Below are 17253 nucleotides of genomic sequence, written 5' to 3'. Positions count from 1 at the left end.
GCAGAACTGCGGGATATGCCACACCCGGGTGCGGCATATCCCGCACCCGGGCCAATGTCGGGTCACGCGCGCACGGCGGACAGACGCGCGCGGTTCAGGGCCAGCCATTGCAGCGCCAGCGCCGGCACCGCGGAATCGATCTGGCCGTTTTCCACCCACATCAGTGCCTCGTCCAGGCCGGCGACCAGGGCGCGGATATCCTCGCCCTCCTCGGCCAGCCCATGGAGGCCGGGCTGCAGGGGCTGCGACACCAGCCCGCAGAAGATGGTGACCCTTTCCGAGCAGCCGCCCGGCGTGGTGTAGAACTCGCCGATGCGCAGCAGGCTGTCCAGACGGCAGCCGGCCTCTTCCAGTGCCTCGCGGCGCGCCACGTCCTCGGGACTTTCGCCCGGCTCGACCGCGCCGGCGACGATCTCCAGCAGCCAGGGCGTTGCCGCACCCGCCACCGCGCCGATGCGGAACTGCTCGATCAGCAGAACCGTCTCCGTGGCAGGATCGTAGGGCAGCACCGCGACGCAGCGGCCGCGGTGGAACAGTTCGCGCTCGATCGGCTGGCTCCAGCCACCGGCGTACAGGGTATGGCGAAGACGATAGGCCGTGAGCTTGAAAAAGCCCCGGTAAACAGGCCTTCTCTCGAGGATGTCGAAAGCCTTGGCCATGCCGGCACCTGCTAGCGGGGCGCGCCGAGGCCACCCATGAGCGACTCCAGCAGGACGCCGCCGACCGCCGCGCCGAACCGCCGGCTCAGACGATCCAGCATGTTTTCGTCCGGATTGAAGTCGATCAGCTTTTCCGCGCCGATGACCTTCTCGGCCACCTGGCGGGTATCGCCCAGTTCGTCCGCCAGCCCCAGCGTGATGCCCTCGGCGCCGGTCCAGATGAGGCCGGAGAACATCTGCGGATTTTCCTTGAGCCGCTGGCCCCGCCCCTGCCTGACGGCGTCGATGAACTGCTGGTGCACCTGGCCGAGCACACCCTGCATGTGCTGCCGGGCCACCGGGTCGACCGGGGCGAAGGGATCGAGCAGGGCCTTGTGCTCGCCGGCGGTCATGATGCGGCGCTCGACCCCCAGCATCTTCATGGTGTCGACGAAGCCGAAGCTGCCCATGATGACGCCGATGGAACCCACCACACTGGCGGGACTGACATAGATCCTGTCGGCGGCCGAGGCGATGTAGTAGCAGCCGGAGGCGCACAGGTCGGCAACGACGGCATGGATCGGCAGCTCGGGCTTCTCCTTCTTGATGCGCCGGATTTCCGCCCAGACATAGGCGGACTGCACCGGGCTGCCGCCGGGGCTGTTCATGCGCAAGATGATGCCGCGGGTCTTGCGGTCGTCGACGGCGTCGCGCAGGCCCTCGATGATATTGTCGGCGCTGGCCAGCTGGCCGGGCGCGATGATGCCGGCGACGTCGATGACCGCCGTGTGGCCGCCGCTCTCCGAGTGGCCATCCAGCGGCTTCATGGTCATCCAGACGGCGACGCCCAGGTAGAGCGCCAGCAGGGATTTGAAGAAGATGCCCCAGCGCCGCGCCCGGCGCTGTTCCTCCACCGAGGCAAGGAGCACCTTCTCCAGGGTCTGCCGCTCCCAGAGCGGGCTTTCCGGCTGCCGGTTGCTGCCGGTGGATGTGGGTTCAGCGGGTGTGTCGGACATCGGTCTATCCATTCAGGAAGGAGTAAAGCGCGCTCGGGCCTTCGAGACAGGCCAGCGGCGCGAGTTCCGCCAGTTCCTCCGGCGTGTTGGCGCCACAGCTCACCGCGACGGCATCGACGCCGGCATTGCGGGCCATGCGCAGATCGTGCAGGGAATCCCCTACCAGCAACGCGCGCCGGCGCGGGACGCTCAGTTGCTCCAGCAACTCGTGCAGCATGCGCGGGTGCGGCTTGGAGGCGGTCTCGTCGGCGCAGCGGGTGGCGTCAAAGTAGCCGCCCATGCCGGTCGCCTGAAGCGCATGCTCCAGGCCCGAACGGGCCTTGCCGGTGGCCAGGCCGAGCTTGTAGCCCTGGGCGCGCAGGGCCGTCAACAGCTCCGACACGCCCGCGAAGACCTGCAGGGAAGCGCCCGGGGGCGCGTGGTAGAGGGTGCGGTAGTGGGCGACGAACCGCTGCATCTCGACCTCGTTCGAGCCGGGATACAGCGCCGCCATCGCCTGTTGCAGGCTGAGCCCGATCACCGAACGCGCCGCCTGCTCGCTGGGCACGGCCCTGTCGCTGGCCAGCGCCGCCCGCTGGATGCAGTCGACGATCCAGCCGACCGAATCGAACAGGGTGCCATCCCAGTCGAAGACAATCAGATCGTAGGCCGGTCTCACCGGGGCAGCTCCCGCAGCACCTGCGCCAGCTCATCGTCCAGCGGCGCCTCCACGCTCAGGGGCTGCTGCCGGCGCGGATGCAGGAAGGTTGTCCGGCACGCATGCAGGAACAGGCGCTTGAGGCCATGCCGGCGAAACTCGCGGTTGGCCTCCTCCGGCGTGTAACGCGCGTCGCCAGCCAGGGGGTGCCCGATGTGCCGGGCATGCACGCGGATCTGGTGCGTGCGGCCGGTGACCGGCCGGGCCTCCACCAGCGTAGCCCGGGCATAGCGCTCCAGCCGGCGGAACTCGGTGATAGCCGACTTGCCGTCGGGCGCGACCCGCACCAGGCGCTCGCCGCTCTGCAGGACATTCTTCCGCAGGGGCGCATCGACCATGAGGCGATTCCTGGCCCAGACGCCGACCAGCAAGGCCAGGTAGACCTTGTTGACGTCGTCCTCGCGAAACTGCTCGTGCAGGGCCCTGAGCGCGCTGCGCTTCTTGGCAATGAGCAGGCAGCCCGAGGTTTCGCGGTCGAGCCGGTGGACCAGTTCCAGGAAACGGGCGGCGGGCCGCAGCTCGCGCAGCGCCTCGATGACGCCATAGCTCAGACCGCTACCGCCATGCACGGCCATGCCGGAAGGCTTGTTCAGGACCAGGAGGTCGTCGTCCTCGAACAGGATGCGGGGCTCGATCCGGGCGCGGAGCAGGTTGAGCGGCAGGGTCTCGGTGGCGCGCTCGGCCAGGCGTATCGGCGGCACCCGCAGCACATCGCCGCCATCCAGCCGGTCCTGCGCCTTGACGCGACCGCCGTTGCGGCGCACCTCGCCGGTCCGGAGAATGCGGTAGATGTGGCTCTTGGGGACGCCCTTGAGACGGGTCAGCAGGTAGTTGTCGATGCGCTGGCCGGCGTGCTCGGCGTCGACCTCGATCCATTGCACCGCCGCATTGACCAAAGGGTTTGTCATCCGGAAATCATAACAGCTGCAAGGATTAAATTGATGATTCCATTCCCCGTTGCTATAGTGGCGCGCGGTGGGTTGTGACGTTTGCATGGCATCGGCGACGCCGGTCGGAAAAATCATGAAAACAACGGCATCCGCTTCTCTCGCGGGGGTGAAGCCATGCTGCCCGACCAGGACGACCCTCCCCCAAGAATTCCGATATGTACAGTCCGCTGTGGCCCCGGCACATGACCGGATCAGCCCGGTCTGTACCTGTTTGAATCCCGCAGTGCTTCCGCCGACCTGAGCGCGCCATGCGGCGCGGCGCATGGCGGCGGGAAAGCGAATCATCGACAGACAAGGGTTTTACCGCTCGACCCATGACGAGCGCGCCGCACGCGACCCGAGAGGCAACACGTGTATCCACCCGCCAGGACGAACCCGTCGGTGGGTGCAGCTACCCGGATTTACGAGGCTGCACGCAGCAGAGGGCCCCGTCGGTGACGATCACCCCCGCCCCCGTGTCTGAACGACAGCAGGCTGTGCGCGACCGGAGGAATCGGTTGCCTCGGGACGCTAAAGGATTAGTGAATGAAAAGAATGTTGATCAATGCCACGCAACCGGAAGAACTCCGGGTCGCGCTGGTGGATGGCCAGAAACTCTACGACTTTGACATCGAGGTTCCTTCCCGGGAGCAGAAAAAGGCCAACATCTACAAGGGCGTCATCAGCCGGGTCGAGCCCAGCCTGGAAGCCGCCTTCGTCAATTTCGGCTCGGAACGCCATGGCTTCCTGCCGTTCAAGGAGATCGTCCCGGCCTATCTCGGCCTGCCACCCGAGCAGGAAGTCAGCCGCCGCGACATCAAGGAATACCTGAAGGAAGGCCAAGAGCTGCTGATCCAGGTCGAGAAGGAGGAACGCGGCACCAAGGGTGCGGCGCTGACCACCTATATCAGCCTGGCCGGCAGCTACCTGGTGCTGATGCCCAACAACCCGCGCGCCGGCGGCATCTCCCGCCGCATCGAGGGCGATACCCGCACCGACATGCGCGAGGTCATGGCCGCGCTGCAGGTCCCGGAAGGCATGGGCCTGATCATCCGCACCGCGGGTGGCGGCAAATCGGTGGAGGAGCTGCAATGGGATCTCAACTACCTGCTGCAACTGTGGGATGCCATCGAGCGCTCGGCACGGGAAAAGCCGGCGCCGCTGCTGGTGTTCCAGGAGAGCAACGTCATCATCCGCGCCCTGCGCGATCACCTGCGCGGCGACATCGACGAGATCCTCATCGACCACCCCGGTACCTTCAAGCTGGTCAGGAGTTTCCTGCAGCAGGTGATGCCGCAGTTCATCAACAAGGCGCGCCACTACCAGGACAACGTCCCGCTGTTCAACCGTTACCAGATCGAGAGCCAGATCGAGCTGGCCTACTGCCGCGAGGTGCCCCTGCCGTCCGGCGGCGCCATCGTCATCGATCACTCGGAGGCCCTGACCGCGATCGACATCAACTCGGCCCGCGCCACCAAGGGCGGGGACATCGAGGAAACCGCGCTCAACACCAACCTTGAAGCCGCCGACGAAATCGCCCGCCAGCTGCGCCTGCGCGACCTTGGTGGCCTGTTCGTGATCGACTTCATCGACATGATGGCGGCCCGCAATCAACGGGCCGTCGAGAATCGCCTGCGCGAGGCGGTGAAGATGGACCGGGCGCGCATCCAGCTGGGCCGCATCTCGCGCTTCGGGCTGCTGGAAATGTCGCGCCAGCGCCTGCGGCCGTCGCTGGGCGAATCCAGCCTCCTCACCTGCCCGCGCTGCAGCGGCCAGGGCAGCATCCGCAGCGTGGAATCGCTGGCCCTGTCGGTGCTGCGCATCATCGAGGAAGAGGCGATCAAGAAGAATACCGCCAAGGTCATCGCCTACCTGCCGGTCGATTCGGCCACCTACCTGCTCAACGAGAAGCGCCAGAGCGTCAACGACATCGAGAAACGGCACAACGTCGCGGTGCTGATCATACCCAGCAGGCATCTGGAGACACCGGCCTACGACATCCAGCGCGTGCGCGGCTCCGATGCGGGGGACGAGGACGAAAAGACACCCAGCTACCAGATCGCCCGGCCGGTGCCGGTGGAAACCGACCGCTATACCCGCCAGTCCAGCGGTGGCCCGGTCGAGCCCGCGGTCAAGGAGTTCCTCCCCGACCAGCCGGTACCCCAGCGCGGTCTGGCACCGGCCGCCCCCGGGCGCAGCGGTGGCAGCCTGTTCAAGCGCTTCATCACGCTCCTGACCGGAACCCGGGTGGAGGAAGAAGGCCCCGAGCCCATGATGCCGCTGGAAACCGTCGAACCACAAGCATCCACCCAGCGCCGACCGGCACCAGCCCCCGCCCAGCGCCGCGCGGATCGCGTGGACCGTGAGCAGCGCCCCGACCGTTCCGACCGTTCCGACCGTTCCGACCGCTCCGACCGCTCCGACCGCTCCGACCGCTCCGACCGCTCCGACCGCTCCGACCGCTCCGACCGCTCCGACCGCTCCGACCGCTCCGACCGCTCCGACCGCTCCGACCGTCAGGAACGCCAGGCCCGCGGCGGCCGGCGCGGGGAAGAACCCAAGACATCGCTGGCGCTCGTCACGGAGGAGACGCTCCCGGTCGATCACACCGCTGAGGATGTCTCGCCCGGGACCGGCGGCCAGCTCGATGACGGCCTGGAAGGCGAGCGCCGGCCGCGCGAGGGTAGCCGCCGCAACGGCCGCCGCCGCCGGGGACGGCGTGGCGAGGGCGAACCCGGGCGTGCTGGTGAAGCGGGTCCCGGCAAGGCGATGGCGGATGGCGAGACCGCCAGCCTGACGCCTGACATCGCAAGCGAGACAGCGGCAGTGGACGAAACGGCCGCCGAAGCGACGGCAATCCGGCCCGAAACGCCGTCGGCGCCCGAGTGGCAGCAGAGCATCCGCACCTCCCGCTCGCCCCGCCATCGCGGCATGCGGGCGCCGGGCGAGGACCGGGCGCCGGAAATTCCCGAGACCGAGGATGTCGTGGTCCGCTTCGACGACGACGATGCGCCGGAAGCGGCAACGGCAGCGGAAGCCGCCAGCAAAATCGACGACACTGCGGCTGCCACCCTGGCCACGTCCCTGCCCGAAGCGGAATCCACGGAGGAGGCGGCCTTGAGCGCCGACGAGGAGACGCCGGAATCACCCCGCCGGCTGCCCCGCCGCCGCAACCGCAGCCGGCGCGACCGCCGCATCCCGCTGCGGCCGCCAGCCAACCCTGCGGCGGCGACGGCCGAAGCCGCGCCGGCCCCGTTCGAGACTGACCTGGACACCCCGGAGGTGGCCGATGCCGCACCGGTGGCGATGGCGGAAATCCAGGCCACGGAGCCCCCCCCGATGGCGGTGCCGATGGTCGTCGAACCGGCCCGGCGCGAGGCCGAGGCCGAGGCCGACGCGTCCGCGCCCGACCAGCCCGCCGCCGCTCGCGACAGCCAGTCAGCCGAGTAACCGGCCCGGGAGGCGTCTCCCGGGATGCCTCCCGCCCCTCCCTCCCCGGCCCCGGGGTCAGCGGCGGACCAGTTCCGAGCCGACGATCTTGGGCGTGATGAAGATCAGAAGCTCCCGCTTGTTGTCGCGGGTAATGCTCTTGCGGAACATGAAGCCGACGCCCGGCAGGTCGCCGAGGAAGGGAACCTTGTCGGTCCGATCCACCTTGTCTCCCTCGAAAACGCCACCCAGCACCATGGTATCGCCGTTGGAAACCTGGGCGCTGGTGACGATTTCGCGCTTGTCGATGCCCGGATTGTTGTTGGCGTAGCGTGCCTCCGACACGGCGTCCTTCTTGACCGACAGATCCATCAGGATGTTCTCGTCCGCCGTGATGTGCGGCGTCACCTTGAGTTCCAGCACCGCGTCCTTGAACTGCGTGTTGGACGCGCCCAGGGCGTTGTTCTGCGAATACGGTATCTGCTGGCCCTGCAGGATGTAGGCCTCGGCGCCATCGGTGGTGACGACCTTCGGCGTCGAGATGATTTCGGTCCTGCCGTCGATCTGCGCCGCCGACAACTCCAGGTCCAGGAGGTATTCGCCGACCTTGAGAAAGGTCACGCCGAAATAACCCCCGCTGGCCGAGGCGGCGGTGGACGCCAGGTCGACCAGGGCATCGCCGCTGACGCCGCCCTGGTCGGCGGGCGGGGTGATCGGGTAATCGGTGTTGTAGGCGTTCTTATATTTGGAATATTCGTTGACCGCTCCCGCCCTGTTCAGCGACAGCCGCGCGCCCAGTTCGCGGGTGAAGTCGTTGGTCGCGATCACCACCCGCGATTCCACCAGCACCTGCCGGACCGGCTTGTCCAGCTTGGCGACCATGTCGCGGATGCGTTCCAGGTTGCGGCTGGTCTCGTGGACGATGAGCTGGTTGGTGCGCGGATCGGTGGTGACATTGCCGCGCGGCGAAAGCAGGGTCTGGCCGACATCGACGGCCGTGGTCCGCGCCGTGGTTTTCTGCCCGGTGATCGGGTTGATGTCGGTGACGGATTTGTCGGATCGCTCGCTGGCGCCGAGGATGATCTTCTTCAGCTCTTCCGCCTTGGTGTAATTGACCTGGATGATCTCGGTGCGCAGCGGCTCCAGTTCCTCGACCACCTGCCGCGCCTCCAGTTCTTCCTGCTCCTGCTTGTTGAGCTCCTCCAGCGGCGCCACGCGGATGATGTTGCCCTCCTGGCGCTTGCCGAGCCCCTTGGACTTCAGCACCAGATCCAGCGCCTGGTCCCAGGGCACATCCTGCAGCCGCAGGGTTACGTTGCCCTCGACGGTATCGCTGGCGACGATGTTGACATTGGTGAAGTCGGCCAGGATCTGCAGGACGGAGCGGACGGCAATGTCCTGGAAGTTGAGTGTCAGCTTGTTGCCCGCATAGGTGATCGGCTTGCCGCGGCTGGCCTGATCCCGCTCCCTGTCGGTGAGGGCACGGAACTCCACCGCCAGCAGCCCGCCGGACTGGTAGGAGGAGAACTCGTACTGGTCGTTGACCGGCGTGACGACGATGCCGGCGCCACCGCCTTCGGCAAGCGCCTCGATATAGTGCACGGGGGTCGCGAAGTCGATGACGTCCAGACGGCGGACCAGGCGCGCGGGCAGGATCGCGCCGGGCAGGCGCACCACCACCTTGCGGCCTTCGCGGCGGATGTCTGCCATGGCCTTGGGGTCGCCCAGCGTGATCAGCAACCGTCCCTCGCCCCGCTCGCCGCGACGGAAATCGACATTGCCGATCTCGCGGGTGACAGCATAGGCGGACGGGGTGCCGGCCAGCGGGTCGGACGACGGGCGCCGGGCAATCCCCGCGGGGGGCGTCCTCTCGGGTTGCAGGGTCAGATACAGCCGGTTGCCGGCATTGCGGATCGCATAGGGCTGCATGACATCCAGATTGAAGACCAGGCGGGTGCGCCCGCCTGCCTCGACCACCTGGAGACTGCGGACACCGGCGCGCTGGATGTTCATCGCGCGCGTCTTGAGACCGTTGCCGACCCCGGGCAGGTCGAGCACGATCCGGTTGGGGGTCTCGGTCTGGAAATCCCGCGGGGTGCTCACCGGCCCATCCAGACCCAGCACGAATTCGAGGCGATCACCCGGCAGCAGGTTGAAATCGAGGCTTTGCAGGTGCACGGCCGCGGCAAGCACCGTGGCCAACGGGACCAGGCACAGTGCCAGCCCCGCCAGCAAGCGCAGCGGTGGCTGGGGCCGGCGCCGACAAGCGGCACGACGGTTGCCGTTCATGAGCGCTTGTCCCGGGGATCGGGCATGGCGATGATGGCCTTGCGCTCGCGCCAGACGCCCGAGCTTTCCGCGTAGATTTCCACCAGTTCGATCTGGTTATCGAGAATGTGGAGAATCCAGCAGAATAAGGCCCTACAGGGCTTTTTTCGATTTGGTGGTACAAGACGTGGTACACACAAAATCGAAGTGTGGCCATTCTTGGGGGTGACGCCCCGTTATCCACCGTCGGTGGATGGGACGGATGTCGGTGTAGTCAGCCCTTGTGCCTATCCGGCTCGGGGCCGCTGGAGACGCCACAGGGTGCCATCGACGTATCGCCAGCCATCCATCGCACCCGCGCACAGGCGGGGGAACAGCCACCCGGGATCGCCGCCCTCGACCTTCACCCGCGGCAGGCGCAATCGATCGCTGCCGGGCCGGATGACGCCATGCTGGGCAATGAACACGCTGGTGTAACCGGCCGTGGCCAGAAGCCGGGCGGTCGTGGGGTTCTCGTCGAAACGCATGCCGAACGGGTAGGCAAAGCTGTTGATGGCCTGCCCGAGCTGCTGCTCCAGCAGCTGTTTGGAGCACACGGCTTCCTGCCACGCCGCCTCCGGTGATATTCGCCCCAACGAGCGATGGGTATGGGCATGGGAGCCGATGACAAGGCCGAGGTCGCGCAATTCACGGACCTGTTGCCAGCCGAGATAGCCTTCGCTCTCGACCAGCGCGGTGGTGATGAAGGCGATGCCCGGAATGCCGTACCGCTGCATGATCGGGGCGGCGACGGTACGGACGCTGCGCAACCCGTCATCCAGGGTCACCAGCACCGAATCCTGTTTGAGTGCGACGTCGCCCCGGACAACACGAAGCACATCGTCCAGCGAGACCGCGAGCTGGTGTTCGGCAAGGAACCGCATCTGGGCCTCGAAGACCGAGGGCGCGACACACCAGGGGTCGCGAAACGAGTCGCCGACGCCATGATAGGTCAGCGCCCGGACCACCGCCTCGCCGGAGGCGTGCCGCGGGCGTGCCAGGCAAGCGCCGAGGGCCATGCCGCATCGGGCGGTTTTCTTGATGATCCAGCGGGTGCGGCCGATGCTCATCCGGGGGTTCCTCGCCGCTTGGCCCGGGCGAGGCGCAGCAGGAACCGGGGATTGCCCAGCAGGTAGCGTCGCGCCTTGTGCGGTTGCCGGATCAGGATGTTCACCCACTCATGTCCCAGCGCGCGCATCCATGCGGGGGCGCGCACAAGGTCGCCGGACCAGTAGTCGAACAGGCCACCGACCCCCAGGCAGACCGGAACGCGCAGCTGGTGCCGATGCTGGTGCAGCCACAGTTCCTGCACGGGATTGCCCATGCCGACCAGCAGCACATGCGGCGCTGCGGCATTGATCGCTTCGACGACGCGGGCGCTCTCGACCGCATCGATGAAGCCGTGGTGATAGCCCGCCAGCGTCCAGGCGGGGAAATGCCGGCGCACGTAGCCGGCCGCACGTCCGATCCGGTCGGGCCGGTTGCCGAGCAGGTAGACTCGCCGGCCCGCACCGGGCTGTGAACGTAACAGCCGGGGTATCAGGTCGGTCCCGTTGACGTTGTCCCGCAACCGCTGGCGATGCAGGGCGCGCATGGCCCAGCGAACCCCGGTGCCATCCCCGAACACATGATCGGCGCTTCCCAGCACCTCGCGGTACCCAGGGATGTCGCAGGCCAGATTGAGCGTGTGCGCATTGGCGAAGTAGACGCAGTGCGTGCGGGCGGGCCGGGCATCGATCATGCCCTCGAGCAGGGCCAGCGCCTCTTCCAGGGTGACGTCACGAATCGGGACACCGAACACCGGCAATTGCCGGTGCTGCCTATGAAGCCCGCCGTTGAGCGAGGGCTGCAATTCAATTTTGTCGGAGCACATTTGCCCAGATCACCATCTAGTCGCTCAGCACCGCGCTGCCGTGCAGCTGCCGCCAGTAGAGCATCTCCGCTTCCTCCCCGCCACGCGCCCGGCATCTAGCCGCCCTCTGCGCGTAGAAGGGCACGGATGAGAGCCGCTCTTTTAACCGTAGCGCTGCCCGCTCGCGCCGGGCTTTCTCCTTGGCGGATATTAAACCTCGGCGGCGCGGTGCGTTCGAAATCGTCATGGACTTGTCCTGGTGTGGGGCGGGGTCAAGGCCACCATGTGTTTACTGTAAGTTATCCAAAGCTGATAATTATCCGATACAGATAAGAAAGGATACATCATGACGCCTGAGGCCGTTTTCCACCGCCCCCAGTACGCCGCTGACATGGCTCAGCAGCTGTTGAAGCCCAGCGCATTGCAGATGCAGGTGCGATCCGGGGTGTTTCTGTCTGGCATCCGCCGCATCGGGAAAACCACGTTTCTTCGGCAGGACTTGATTCCGGCGCTGGAGTCGATGGGTGCCTTGGTGATCTACGTAGACCTTTGGGCAGATCGCAGCAAAAGCTCTGCCTCGCTCGTGCATGAAGCCGTCAAGGCAACGCTGTCGACGTTGACGACGCCCGGCACCGGGTTATGGGAGCGATTCAAGGGCATGAGCATCGGCGCGGCGGGCCTTTCCTTTGGATTTCAGCTGGATGCCGTGGGCAAGCCCGGTGGTGCCACATTGGGGGATGTGCTTACCGAGCTGGTGGACAAGGTAAAGACCGACGTAGTGCTGATCATTGACGAGGTGCAGCACGCGCTGGCTGGCGAGGACGGGAGCAACCTGCTGTTTGCATTGAAGGCGGCCCGTGACGCCGTGAACACCCGCCCAGGCACGCCAGGCTACCTGCTGGTGCTGGGTACCGGCTCGCACAAGTCGCTGGTGGCAGACATGGCCACCCGCCGGTCCAAGCCGTTCGCGGGTGCGGTATCCACCGGGTATGAGCCTTTAGGCTCGGACTTTGTCCGCTGGAAAAGGGCGCAACTGGAGCAGAGCGAGGGCATCAAGCTCCCATCCCAGGACGTGATGGTTGAGGGATTCCTGGCGGTTGGCCAGCGCCCCGAGGAGTTGCAGCGCGCGCTAGTCCTGTTGCAATCACGACCAGAGGCGCCCGACGTAGCTTTCCCCATCATTTGCTCAACCCTGGCGTCAACGGCCGCAGAGGTGGAAATCGCGACCATCGAGGCACTGGGTGACTTGGCCTCAGCCATCTTTGACCGGATTGCTTCCGGTAAAGAGGATGGTGAGTCCAAACTGTTTTCCACGGACGCCATCAACAGTTACTCAGAGCAGATCGGCATGCCGGTTGACACGCCGCAAGTTCAGAACATGGTCGATCGCATGATCGCGGCGGATGTGATCGTGCGCCCGTCTTATGGCGTTTACGTCGTGGCGGACCCTTTCGTCCGGCAAGCATGGCGACAGCAAAAGGCGATGCGAGTACCAGGCCCCGCGCCGCAGGCTGGGTCTGGGGATGGGAGTTCAAATTGGTGAACCTGCGCGATGTCGGCCAGATTTGAGAAAGCCGCCCAAGCTCACCCGCTGGAGCTTTACCCCCGAGGTTTTCAGTCTTGCGGTACGCGCCCCACGCTGAATGCCCGCCTGACGCCATCAGGCTCGAATCCCGCCAGCTCGCAGACCGCCAAGAAGTCGCGGGTGGTAAGCCACCACGCGACCTTCTCCCGCTCCTTCCCGCCGGCCCGGTAGTCCAGCAGGGCGCGGTGCAGCACGGCGGTCCAGAGCGCCAGCAGGGGGCGTGGGTTGCCGACCAGGACGGGATCAAGGGAGGATGTTGCCATGCGCGGTATCCATGCAGAGGTCAGTAAAAAACCCCGGTGGCGGGCGCCGACCGGGGTTCCGGGCAGGTTGCCGGGTGTGGGCTACCGCCACAGGGCGCGGTAATCGCGCTGGCCATTGGCGTCTGTTGTGGCGCTTGGCTGCGGCTGCTTCCGGGCAAGGATCGCGCGCGCCTGCTCCGGGGTGGCATGTTCCGCCGCCGTCATGAGCAGGAAAGCCGCCTGCCTGGATTGCCCCCGGCCAGCCTGCCGCAATTGCTCCAGGGCGGCCATGGCGGCGCTGTAGGTCTCCTCGTCCCGCATGGCCCGGGCCATCAGCTGTTCAGCCACTGGTCGGCCTGCTCGGGGCTCATCCGCGCCAGCGCCTGTTCCAGCGCCAGGCCCTTAAGCCCCTCCAGGTCCGCCGGAGCAGCGCCCCGGGATCCCGCGCCGGGCCGATGGTCGTCCCGGGTGGCGGGATGCTTGCCGTGCCTGGCGGCCACCATGTTCAGCGCCTCTCTCAGGAACCACGCGGCATCGCGATGGTTGTTGGCTGGGTCCGCCCCCAGATATTTCACAGCCCGGTCCCACTGGGCCTCCAGCTCGCTGCCCGGCTTGAGATCAAGCCCCAGCCGCCCGGCTTCGCGCCGCGTTTCCTCGATCTGCCGCCGCCAATCCTTCTGCCGCGCCTCGCCGGCCATCCTGTGCACCAGGCCGGCCTCGGCCCGCTCGGCGTTCAGGTCCAGCAGCGCCGCATCGATCTCGCGCAGCTTGGCGCGGTGCTCGGCATAGGTCAGCTCGCTGTCGCCCGCCTCGTAGGCCGACTCCAGAGCGTCCTTGGCCGCGACCAGCTCCGTGATGGCCTGTCCCAGTACCGCCGGCGTGGCGGTCGACTCGGCCAGCCGCAAAAGCGTGGCGTTCTCGATTTCCTCCACAATGACCGGCTCGGCGTCATGGGTTGGGCTGCCGGTGGCTGTACCCGCTCCAACCTCGTCATCCTCCAGCGCGGCCCGCTCGGTGGCGCTGAGGTAGTGTTCCAGCTCGATGCCCATAGGGTTCTCCTGATTATTCGATAAAAACAAAGCCGCGCCAGCCCTGCGGGAGGGATGCCATGACGCGGCCGATAAAGGCCTGCTCGCCTTCCTCAGGCTGCCGCGAATACGCCCGGTCAGCGCTGGCCGAGGTGGGTAGCGCACCTTCCGGGTCGACGAAGATCACCGCAACGTGTTGCCGCCCCTTCATGCCCGCCAGCCATTCCAGGCCATCCAGCCGCCGCCGGACCGTCGCCAGCCGGGTGCTGCTCACGCGGGGTTCAGCTCGTGCCAGCGGCGCAGCTTCGCGGTCATCTGCACCCGCCGGGGACAATCGTGCCGCGGGATGGCCGCCGCGAAGGCCTCTGGATCAAAGTCCGGCGGGAATTCGAGCTCCAGCGGCTGCTTCACCTCCGGCACCCGGGTCTGTTCCAGGAAAGCGGCGGTGGTCGGCTTCACCTCCTTGATCGCGGCAGGACGGTGACCGGTCAGCGTCTCCAGCCGGTCCTCGATGCTGAGGAGGCTTCTGGCCGCCACCAGCACCCGCCGGCCGGCCAGGTCGCACTCGATGAAGTGGAGCCCCGGCAGGCAGGCGATCAGGGCGTGCGCCAGTTTCAGCGGATGGACGGAATCCAGCGTGGCCGACACCCTGTGCGGCCAGCTCCAGGGCTCAAGTTCGTAGATCGTTTGGCAGTCCAGCACCGCCAGGCCCGCGTAGGCCAGGCACTGCTGAACGTGGTTCAGGTACTTTTTCATGAATCAGAATCTCCTGATGCGTGTTCGATGATGTGCCCCCGACTCTCCAGGGCATCCAGTCGAGCCAGGATGGCCGGGAGTTCGGAGAGGGTGGAGACCGTGCCGATGATGTCCACCAGCAGCTTGCCGTTGACCGGATCAACCTCCCCTCTGGCGATGGCGCCCAGCACCGCCGCGGCCTGCTCATGGGCCGTGGCGTGTGTGGGGATGTCAACGTGGATGGGCTCGGCGGACGGCCGAAGCGGCGGCGCGATCCGCTCGAGGCAAAGCTTCAGCGCCTGGGGATCGCCTGCCAGGGCGGACCTCAGGACGATTTTGACCAGTTCGTCGCCGTGCTCCTGGATTGCCCGCCGGAACTTGCCCCGCTTGTCGGGCGAGCCGGGCGGCCGGCCTTTTGGATTGCCGCTCTGGCCGGGCTTCCACTGGCCTGGGCTGCGGGGTTCGTGATCGCTCATGTCGCCTCCTGCTTATTTCAGAATTCCCTACTGGACCCGTGTCGCCATTGTTGCCGGCTCAATGCCCAGTCCGTCCATAAACCCGACCACCGAGGCCAGCTCGACGCCCATGGCCGCCGCGATGTCCGTGACCGCGTAGACCGGCCGGCCGGCCGAGTCCAGTCCGCAAGGTTCAGGTACCTTGAGGCCCGCCTCGGCCAGCCTGCGCTTGGCCCCTTCAATGAACCAGGCGGGCGCATGGTCGAAGGCCTCATTGAGCGCCTGCCCGGCCTCGCGGGTATCGCCCTGCCCGGCTTCGGCCAGCGCCGCGTACCGCTGCATGGCCGCCTCGAACTTTGTGATGTCAGGCATGAAAATCTCCGTCCCGGGCGGCGTCGACCATCGCCTTCCAGACACAGACCACGCCACCACGAGCGGCCTCATGGCCGGCCTGGATCATCGCCAGCGTCGGGGTTTTCGGCACCAGCTTCCAGCCGGGCGGCGCCAGCCACAGACTGCGCAGCAGCCTTGTCAGCATGACGCGTCCCTCCCGCCCCAGGCCGCCAGCAGCAAGGCCTCGGCCCGGTCATGGTCCTTCTTGCGGGCCAGCCGGTCGGCCACGGCGGGGAACAGCTCAAGGGCACGTGCCCTGCTCAGGTCCTTGTCGGCCCCCAGCCCCATTGCCCGTTTCCAGACAGCCGGGGCCACTGTCGTCACCGGAACGCGCAGAGCGCCCAGCACGCCCGCGATGGCACCGGAGGTGTACCCGAACGAGAACGCCCCGGAGGGGGCCTCTCCTGGGCGTGCAGCCACCTTCTCGATGACCGCCATCCGCACGGCGTCCGCGAACGGCGCCAGCAGCTCGGCCAGGCTGGCCGCGTCGATGCGATGCTTGATCCGGGCAGTGCTGAACTGGACGGTGGGCAGGTCATCGAGAAGCCGGACCTCCCGCCCCTCGATGATGGCCACCGCGCCGTGCAAGCCGGGGTCGATGCCCAATGTCAGGTTTCGCGACATGGCGGCACCTCCTCGTCCAGGCCGGACTCCCACAGCAGGAAGCGACGCAGGCAGGCCCCAGCTCGGGACTTGCCTCTGTCGCCGACCTCAAGCCGGGCCAGGTAGCGGTCGATGCGATGGTCGATCGCCAGCCGCACCAGGTGGCGCTCCGCGTCCTTGCGAATCGGGAAGGTGGCCCCGTCCGGCGTCTGGCACACGGCCACCTCGGCAATCTCGAAGTTGCTCATGCGTCCTCCCGGACCGTGTCCAGCAACCGGACGGGAACGCCCAGGACGGCCAGCTCATCGATGAACCGCTGGCACTCGACCGCGTCCCGCACCCACGTCTTGCGCAGCGCCTCGTGCTGGGCCAGCAGCTCGGCCAACACATCGGCGCGTCGGCTCGACTCGCTCTTGAGCCACCCGGCCAGTGCCGCGATCAGCTGATAGGCGTCAACGAGGCTCAGCTGCACGAAGCCGGGTTCATCTGGCCCCAGCTCGGTGCCGAGACCCTGCGTCAGCTGGAGCATCCGCCCGGCGGGTCCGACAAATTCCGTGAGGGCCAGATCCCGGTCGCTGAACCGCCCGGTGTCGAGGATGGTCGCGATGGTCGTACTCATGCCGCCACCCCGCTGTTGACGGAGAACAGCCGGTGATACACGGCGCGCGCCGCCTCAACGTCGCCAGCACAGTAGGCCTGGACAGCCTCGATCTCCCCGCGCTCCCAGAACTGCCAGGCGTTTGTGCCGCTGATCTCGCCCGCCTTCGGCGACGGGATGCCCAGGGTGCGGCAGAGCCGATCCAGCGAGATGCGGTCCCGGTACCCTGCCCATGCTTCCATCGTGCAGTAGTGGGTCTTGCCGTGCCGCGCCTCGGTCGGGCTCGGCAACTTGAAGGGCAGCGAGAGTCCGTGGATTACCGCCCGCTTCCACAGCCAGGCCAGGTCGAACGCCGCGTTGTGGGCGATCCACCACGGGTCCGGCCGGAACATGCGCTCCCCGTCGGTCGGGCTTTCCAGGCCGGCATCCTCCAGCGCGTCGTTGATGTAGCCGATGGCCGCCCGCAACAGGCCGGCGTCGGTGGCCTCTGACGGATCGCGAACCAGCACCTGGACCGGGTCATCCTCGACGGCGATGCCGACGGCGATCAGCTCGCCCAGCTCCGGCTGGAGGGCAGTCCTGCCGATGGCCTCCGCCGCGGCCTCCTCGCCCTTGGTCTCCATCCATTGCGCGATGGATTCAGGTTTCGAGTAGTTTGCCGGCGGTTTGATGTTCGCCCGAATCTCCGCGATGACTGCGGGATCGCGCGTCGGCATGGTTTCCACGTCAATGAAGATGCGCATCTG

General features: G+C 66.9%; 22 protein-coding genes. 2 read left to right on the top strand and 20 right to left on the bottom strand.

Features of this window, described 5'->3' with window-relative positions; genetic code table 11:
• Positions 1–62: 62 nt before the first annotated feature.
• From ACH5N8_RS05640 to rluC, 4 genes are read right to left on the bottom strand one after another with little or no spacing between them, the layout of a single operon-like run.
• Positions 63–659: an NUDIX domain-containing protein gene (locus ACH5N8_RS05640; protein ID WP_460028316.1), complete on the bottom strand. Its 597-nt coding sequence runs from the start codon at positions 657–659 to the stop codon at positions 63–65.
• A gap of 11 nt (positions 660–670) precedes the next feature.
• Positions 671–1654: a S49 family peptidase gene (locus ACH5N8_RS05635; RefSeq protein WP_483282828.1), complete on the bottom strand. Its 984-nt coding sequence runs from the start codon at positions 1652–1654 to the stop codon at positions 671–673.
• Between the two features lie 4 nt (positions 1655–1658).
• Positions 1659–2312 carry an HAD family hydrolase gene (locus tag ACH5N8_RS05630; RefSeq protein WP_460028314.1) on the bottom strand — a complete coding sequence of 218 codons (654 nt, stop codon included), beginning with the start codon at positions 2310–2312 and terminating at the stop codon, positions 1659–1661.
• Entirely contained in the window at positions 2309–3259 is a 951-nt protein-coding gene (gene rluC, locus ACH5N8_RS05625) for a 23S rRNA pseudouridine(955/2504/2580) synthase RluC (RefSeq protein WP_483282827.1), read from the bottom strand. The genes ACH5N8_RS05630 and rluC overlap by 4 nt, the downstream gene beginning before the upstream one ends.
• A 567-nt stretch (positions 3260–3826) precedes the next feature.
• Here rluC and ACH5N8_RS05620 point away from each other — a divergent pair.
• Entirely contained in the window at positions 3827–6730 is a 2904-nt protein-coding gene (locus ACH5N8_RS05620; protein WP_483282826.1) for an Rne/Rng family ribonuclease, read from the top strand.
• 57 nt (positions 6731–6787) lie between these two features.
• Here the strand turns inward: ACH5N8_RS05620 and ACH5N8_RS05615 are convergent, their stop codons facing one another.
• From ACH5N8_RS05615 to ACH5N8_RS05600, 4 genes are all read right to left on the bottom strand, one after another.
• Entirely contained in the window at positions 6788–8998 is a 2211-nt protein-coding gene (locus tag ACH5N8_RS05615; protein ID WP_483282825.1) for a type IV pilus secretin PilQ, read from the bottom strand.
• A 266-nt stretch (positions 8999–9264) separates the two neighbouring features.
• A complete protein-coding gene (locus tag ACH5N8_RS05610; RefSeq protein ID WP_483282824.1) occupies positions 9265–10086 on the bottom strand; it encodes a polysaccharide deacetylase family protein in 822 nt (273 codons plus the stop codon).
• Complete coding sequence (locus ACH5N8_RS05605; RefSeq protein WP_483282823.1) at positions 10083–10889, bottom strand: WecB/TagA/CpsF family glycosyltransferase; 807 nt, start codon at positions 10887–10889, stop codon at positions 10083–10085. Before ACH5N8_RS05605 ends, ACH5N8_RS05610 begins: the two co-directional genes overlap by 4 nt.
• A gap of 16 nt (positions 10890–10905) precedes the next feature.
• Positions 10906–11115, bottom strand: coding sequence for a hypothetical protein (locus ACH5N8_RS05600; RefSeq protein ID WP_460028186.1), 210 nt, complete (start codon positions 11113–11115; stop codon positions 10906–10908).
• Positions 11116–11214: 99 nt separating this feature from the next.
• On the opposite strand from ACH5N8_RS05600, the gene ACH5N8_RS05595 reads away from it, so the two are divergent.
• Complete coding sequence (locus ACH5N8_RS05595) at positions 11215–12411, top strand: ATP-binding protein (protein WP_460028187.1); 1197 nt, start codon at positions 11215–11217, stop codon at positions 12409–12411.
• A gap of 71 nt (positions 12412–12482) precedes the next feature.
• Here ACH5N8_RS05595 and ACH5N8_RS05590 read toward each other — a convergent pair whose 3' ends face one another.
• The 12 genes from ACH5N8_RS05590 to ACH5N8_RS05535 form a co-directional block, all read right to left on the bottom strand.
• Positions 12483–12716: a hypothetical protein gene (locus ACH5N8_RS05590; protein WP_460028188.1), complete on the bottom strand. Its 234-nt coding sequence runs from the start codon at positions 12714–12716 to the stop codon at positions 12483–12485.
• An 81-nt stretch (positions 12717–12797) separates the two neighbouring features.
• Positions 12798–13043 carry a hypothetical protein gene (locus tag ACH5N8_RS05585; protein WP_460028189.1) on the bottom strand — a complete coding sequence of 82 codons (246 nt, stop codon included), beginning with the start codon at positions 13041–13043 and terminating at the stop codon, positions 12798–12800.
• Entirely contained in the window at positions 13028–13744 is a 717-nt protein-coding gene (locus ACH5N8_RS05580) for a hypothetical protein (RefSeq protein ID WP_460028190.1), read from the bottom strand. Before ACH5N8_RS05580 ends, ACH5N8_RS05585 begins: the two co-directional genes overlap by 16 nt.
• Positions 13745–13757: 13 nt before the next feature.
• Positions 13758–13997, bottom strand: a complete 240-nt coding sequence (locus tag ACH5N8_RS05575) for a hypothetical protein (protein WP_460028191.1) — start codon at positions 13995–13997, stop codon at positions 13758–13760.
• A complete protein-coding gene (locus ACH5N8_RS05570) occupies positions 13994–14479 on the bottom strand; it encodes a hypothetical protein (protein ID WP_460028192.1) in 486 nt (161 codons plus the stop codon). The genes ACH5N8_RS05575 and ACH5N8_RS05570 overlap by 4 nt, the downstream gene beginning before the upstream one ends.
• On the bottom strand, positions 14476–14934 hold the full coding sequence (locus ACH5N8_RS05565) for a DUF5681 domain-containing protein (RefSeq protein ID WP_460028193.1): 459 nt from the start codon (positions 14932–14934) through the stop codon (positions 14476–14478). Before ACH5N8_RS05565 ends, ACH5N8_RS05570 begins: the two co-directional genes overlap by 4 nt.
• 27 nt (positions 14935–14961) lie before the next feature.
• Positions 14962–15285, bottom strand: coding sequence for a hypothetical protein (locus ACH5N8_RS05560; RefSeq protein ID WP_460028194.1), 324 nt, complete (start codon positions 15283–15285; stop codon positions 14962–14964).
• Complete coding sequence (locus ACH5N8_RS05555; RefSeq protein ID WP_460028195.1) at positions 15278–15451, bottom strand: hypothetical protein; 174 nt, start codon at positions 15449–15451, stop codon at positions 15278–15280. The genes ACH5N8_RS05560 and ACH5N8_RS05555 overlap by 8 nt, the downstream gene beginning before the upstream one ends.
• Complete coding sequence (locus ACH5N8_RS05550; RefSeq protein WP_460028196.1) at positions 15445–15930, bottom strand: RuvC family protein; 486 nt, start codon at positions 15928–15930, stop codon at positions 15445–15447. Before ACH5N8_RS05550 ends, ACH5N8_RS05555 begins: the two co-directional genes overlap by 7 nt.
• Positions 15915–16157, bottom strand: coding sequence for a hypothetical protein (locus ACH5N8_RS05545; protein ID WP_460028197.1), 243 nt, complete (start codon positions 16155–16157; stop codon positions 15915–15917). Before ACH5N8_RS05545 ends, ACH5N8_RS05550 begins: the two co-directional genes overlap by 16 nt.
• Entirely contained in the window at positions 16154–16528 is a 375-nt protein-coding gene (locus ACH5N8_RS05540; RefSeq protein WP_460028198.1) for a hypothetical protein, read from the bottom strand. The genes ACH5N8_RS05545 and ACH5N8_RS05540 overlap by 4 nt, the downstream gene beginning before the upstream one ends.
• The gene (locus ACH5N8_RS05535) at positions 16525–17250 is read right to left on the bottom strand and encodes a 3'-5' exonuclease family protein (protein ID WP_460028199.1); all 726 of its coding nucleotides are present in this window, start codon (positions 17248–17250) and stop codon (positions 16525–16527) included. Before ACH5N8_RS05535 ends, ACH5N8_RS05540 begins: the two co-directional genes overlap by 4 nt.
• Between the last annotated feature and the right edge of the window lie 3 nt (positions 17251–17253).

This window comes from Methyloparacoccus sp. NF-16, assembly GCF_056880625.1.
This window is presented reverse-complemented; position numbering and strand designations above follow the sequence as displayed.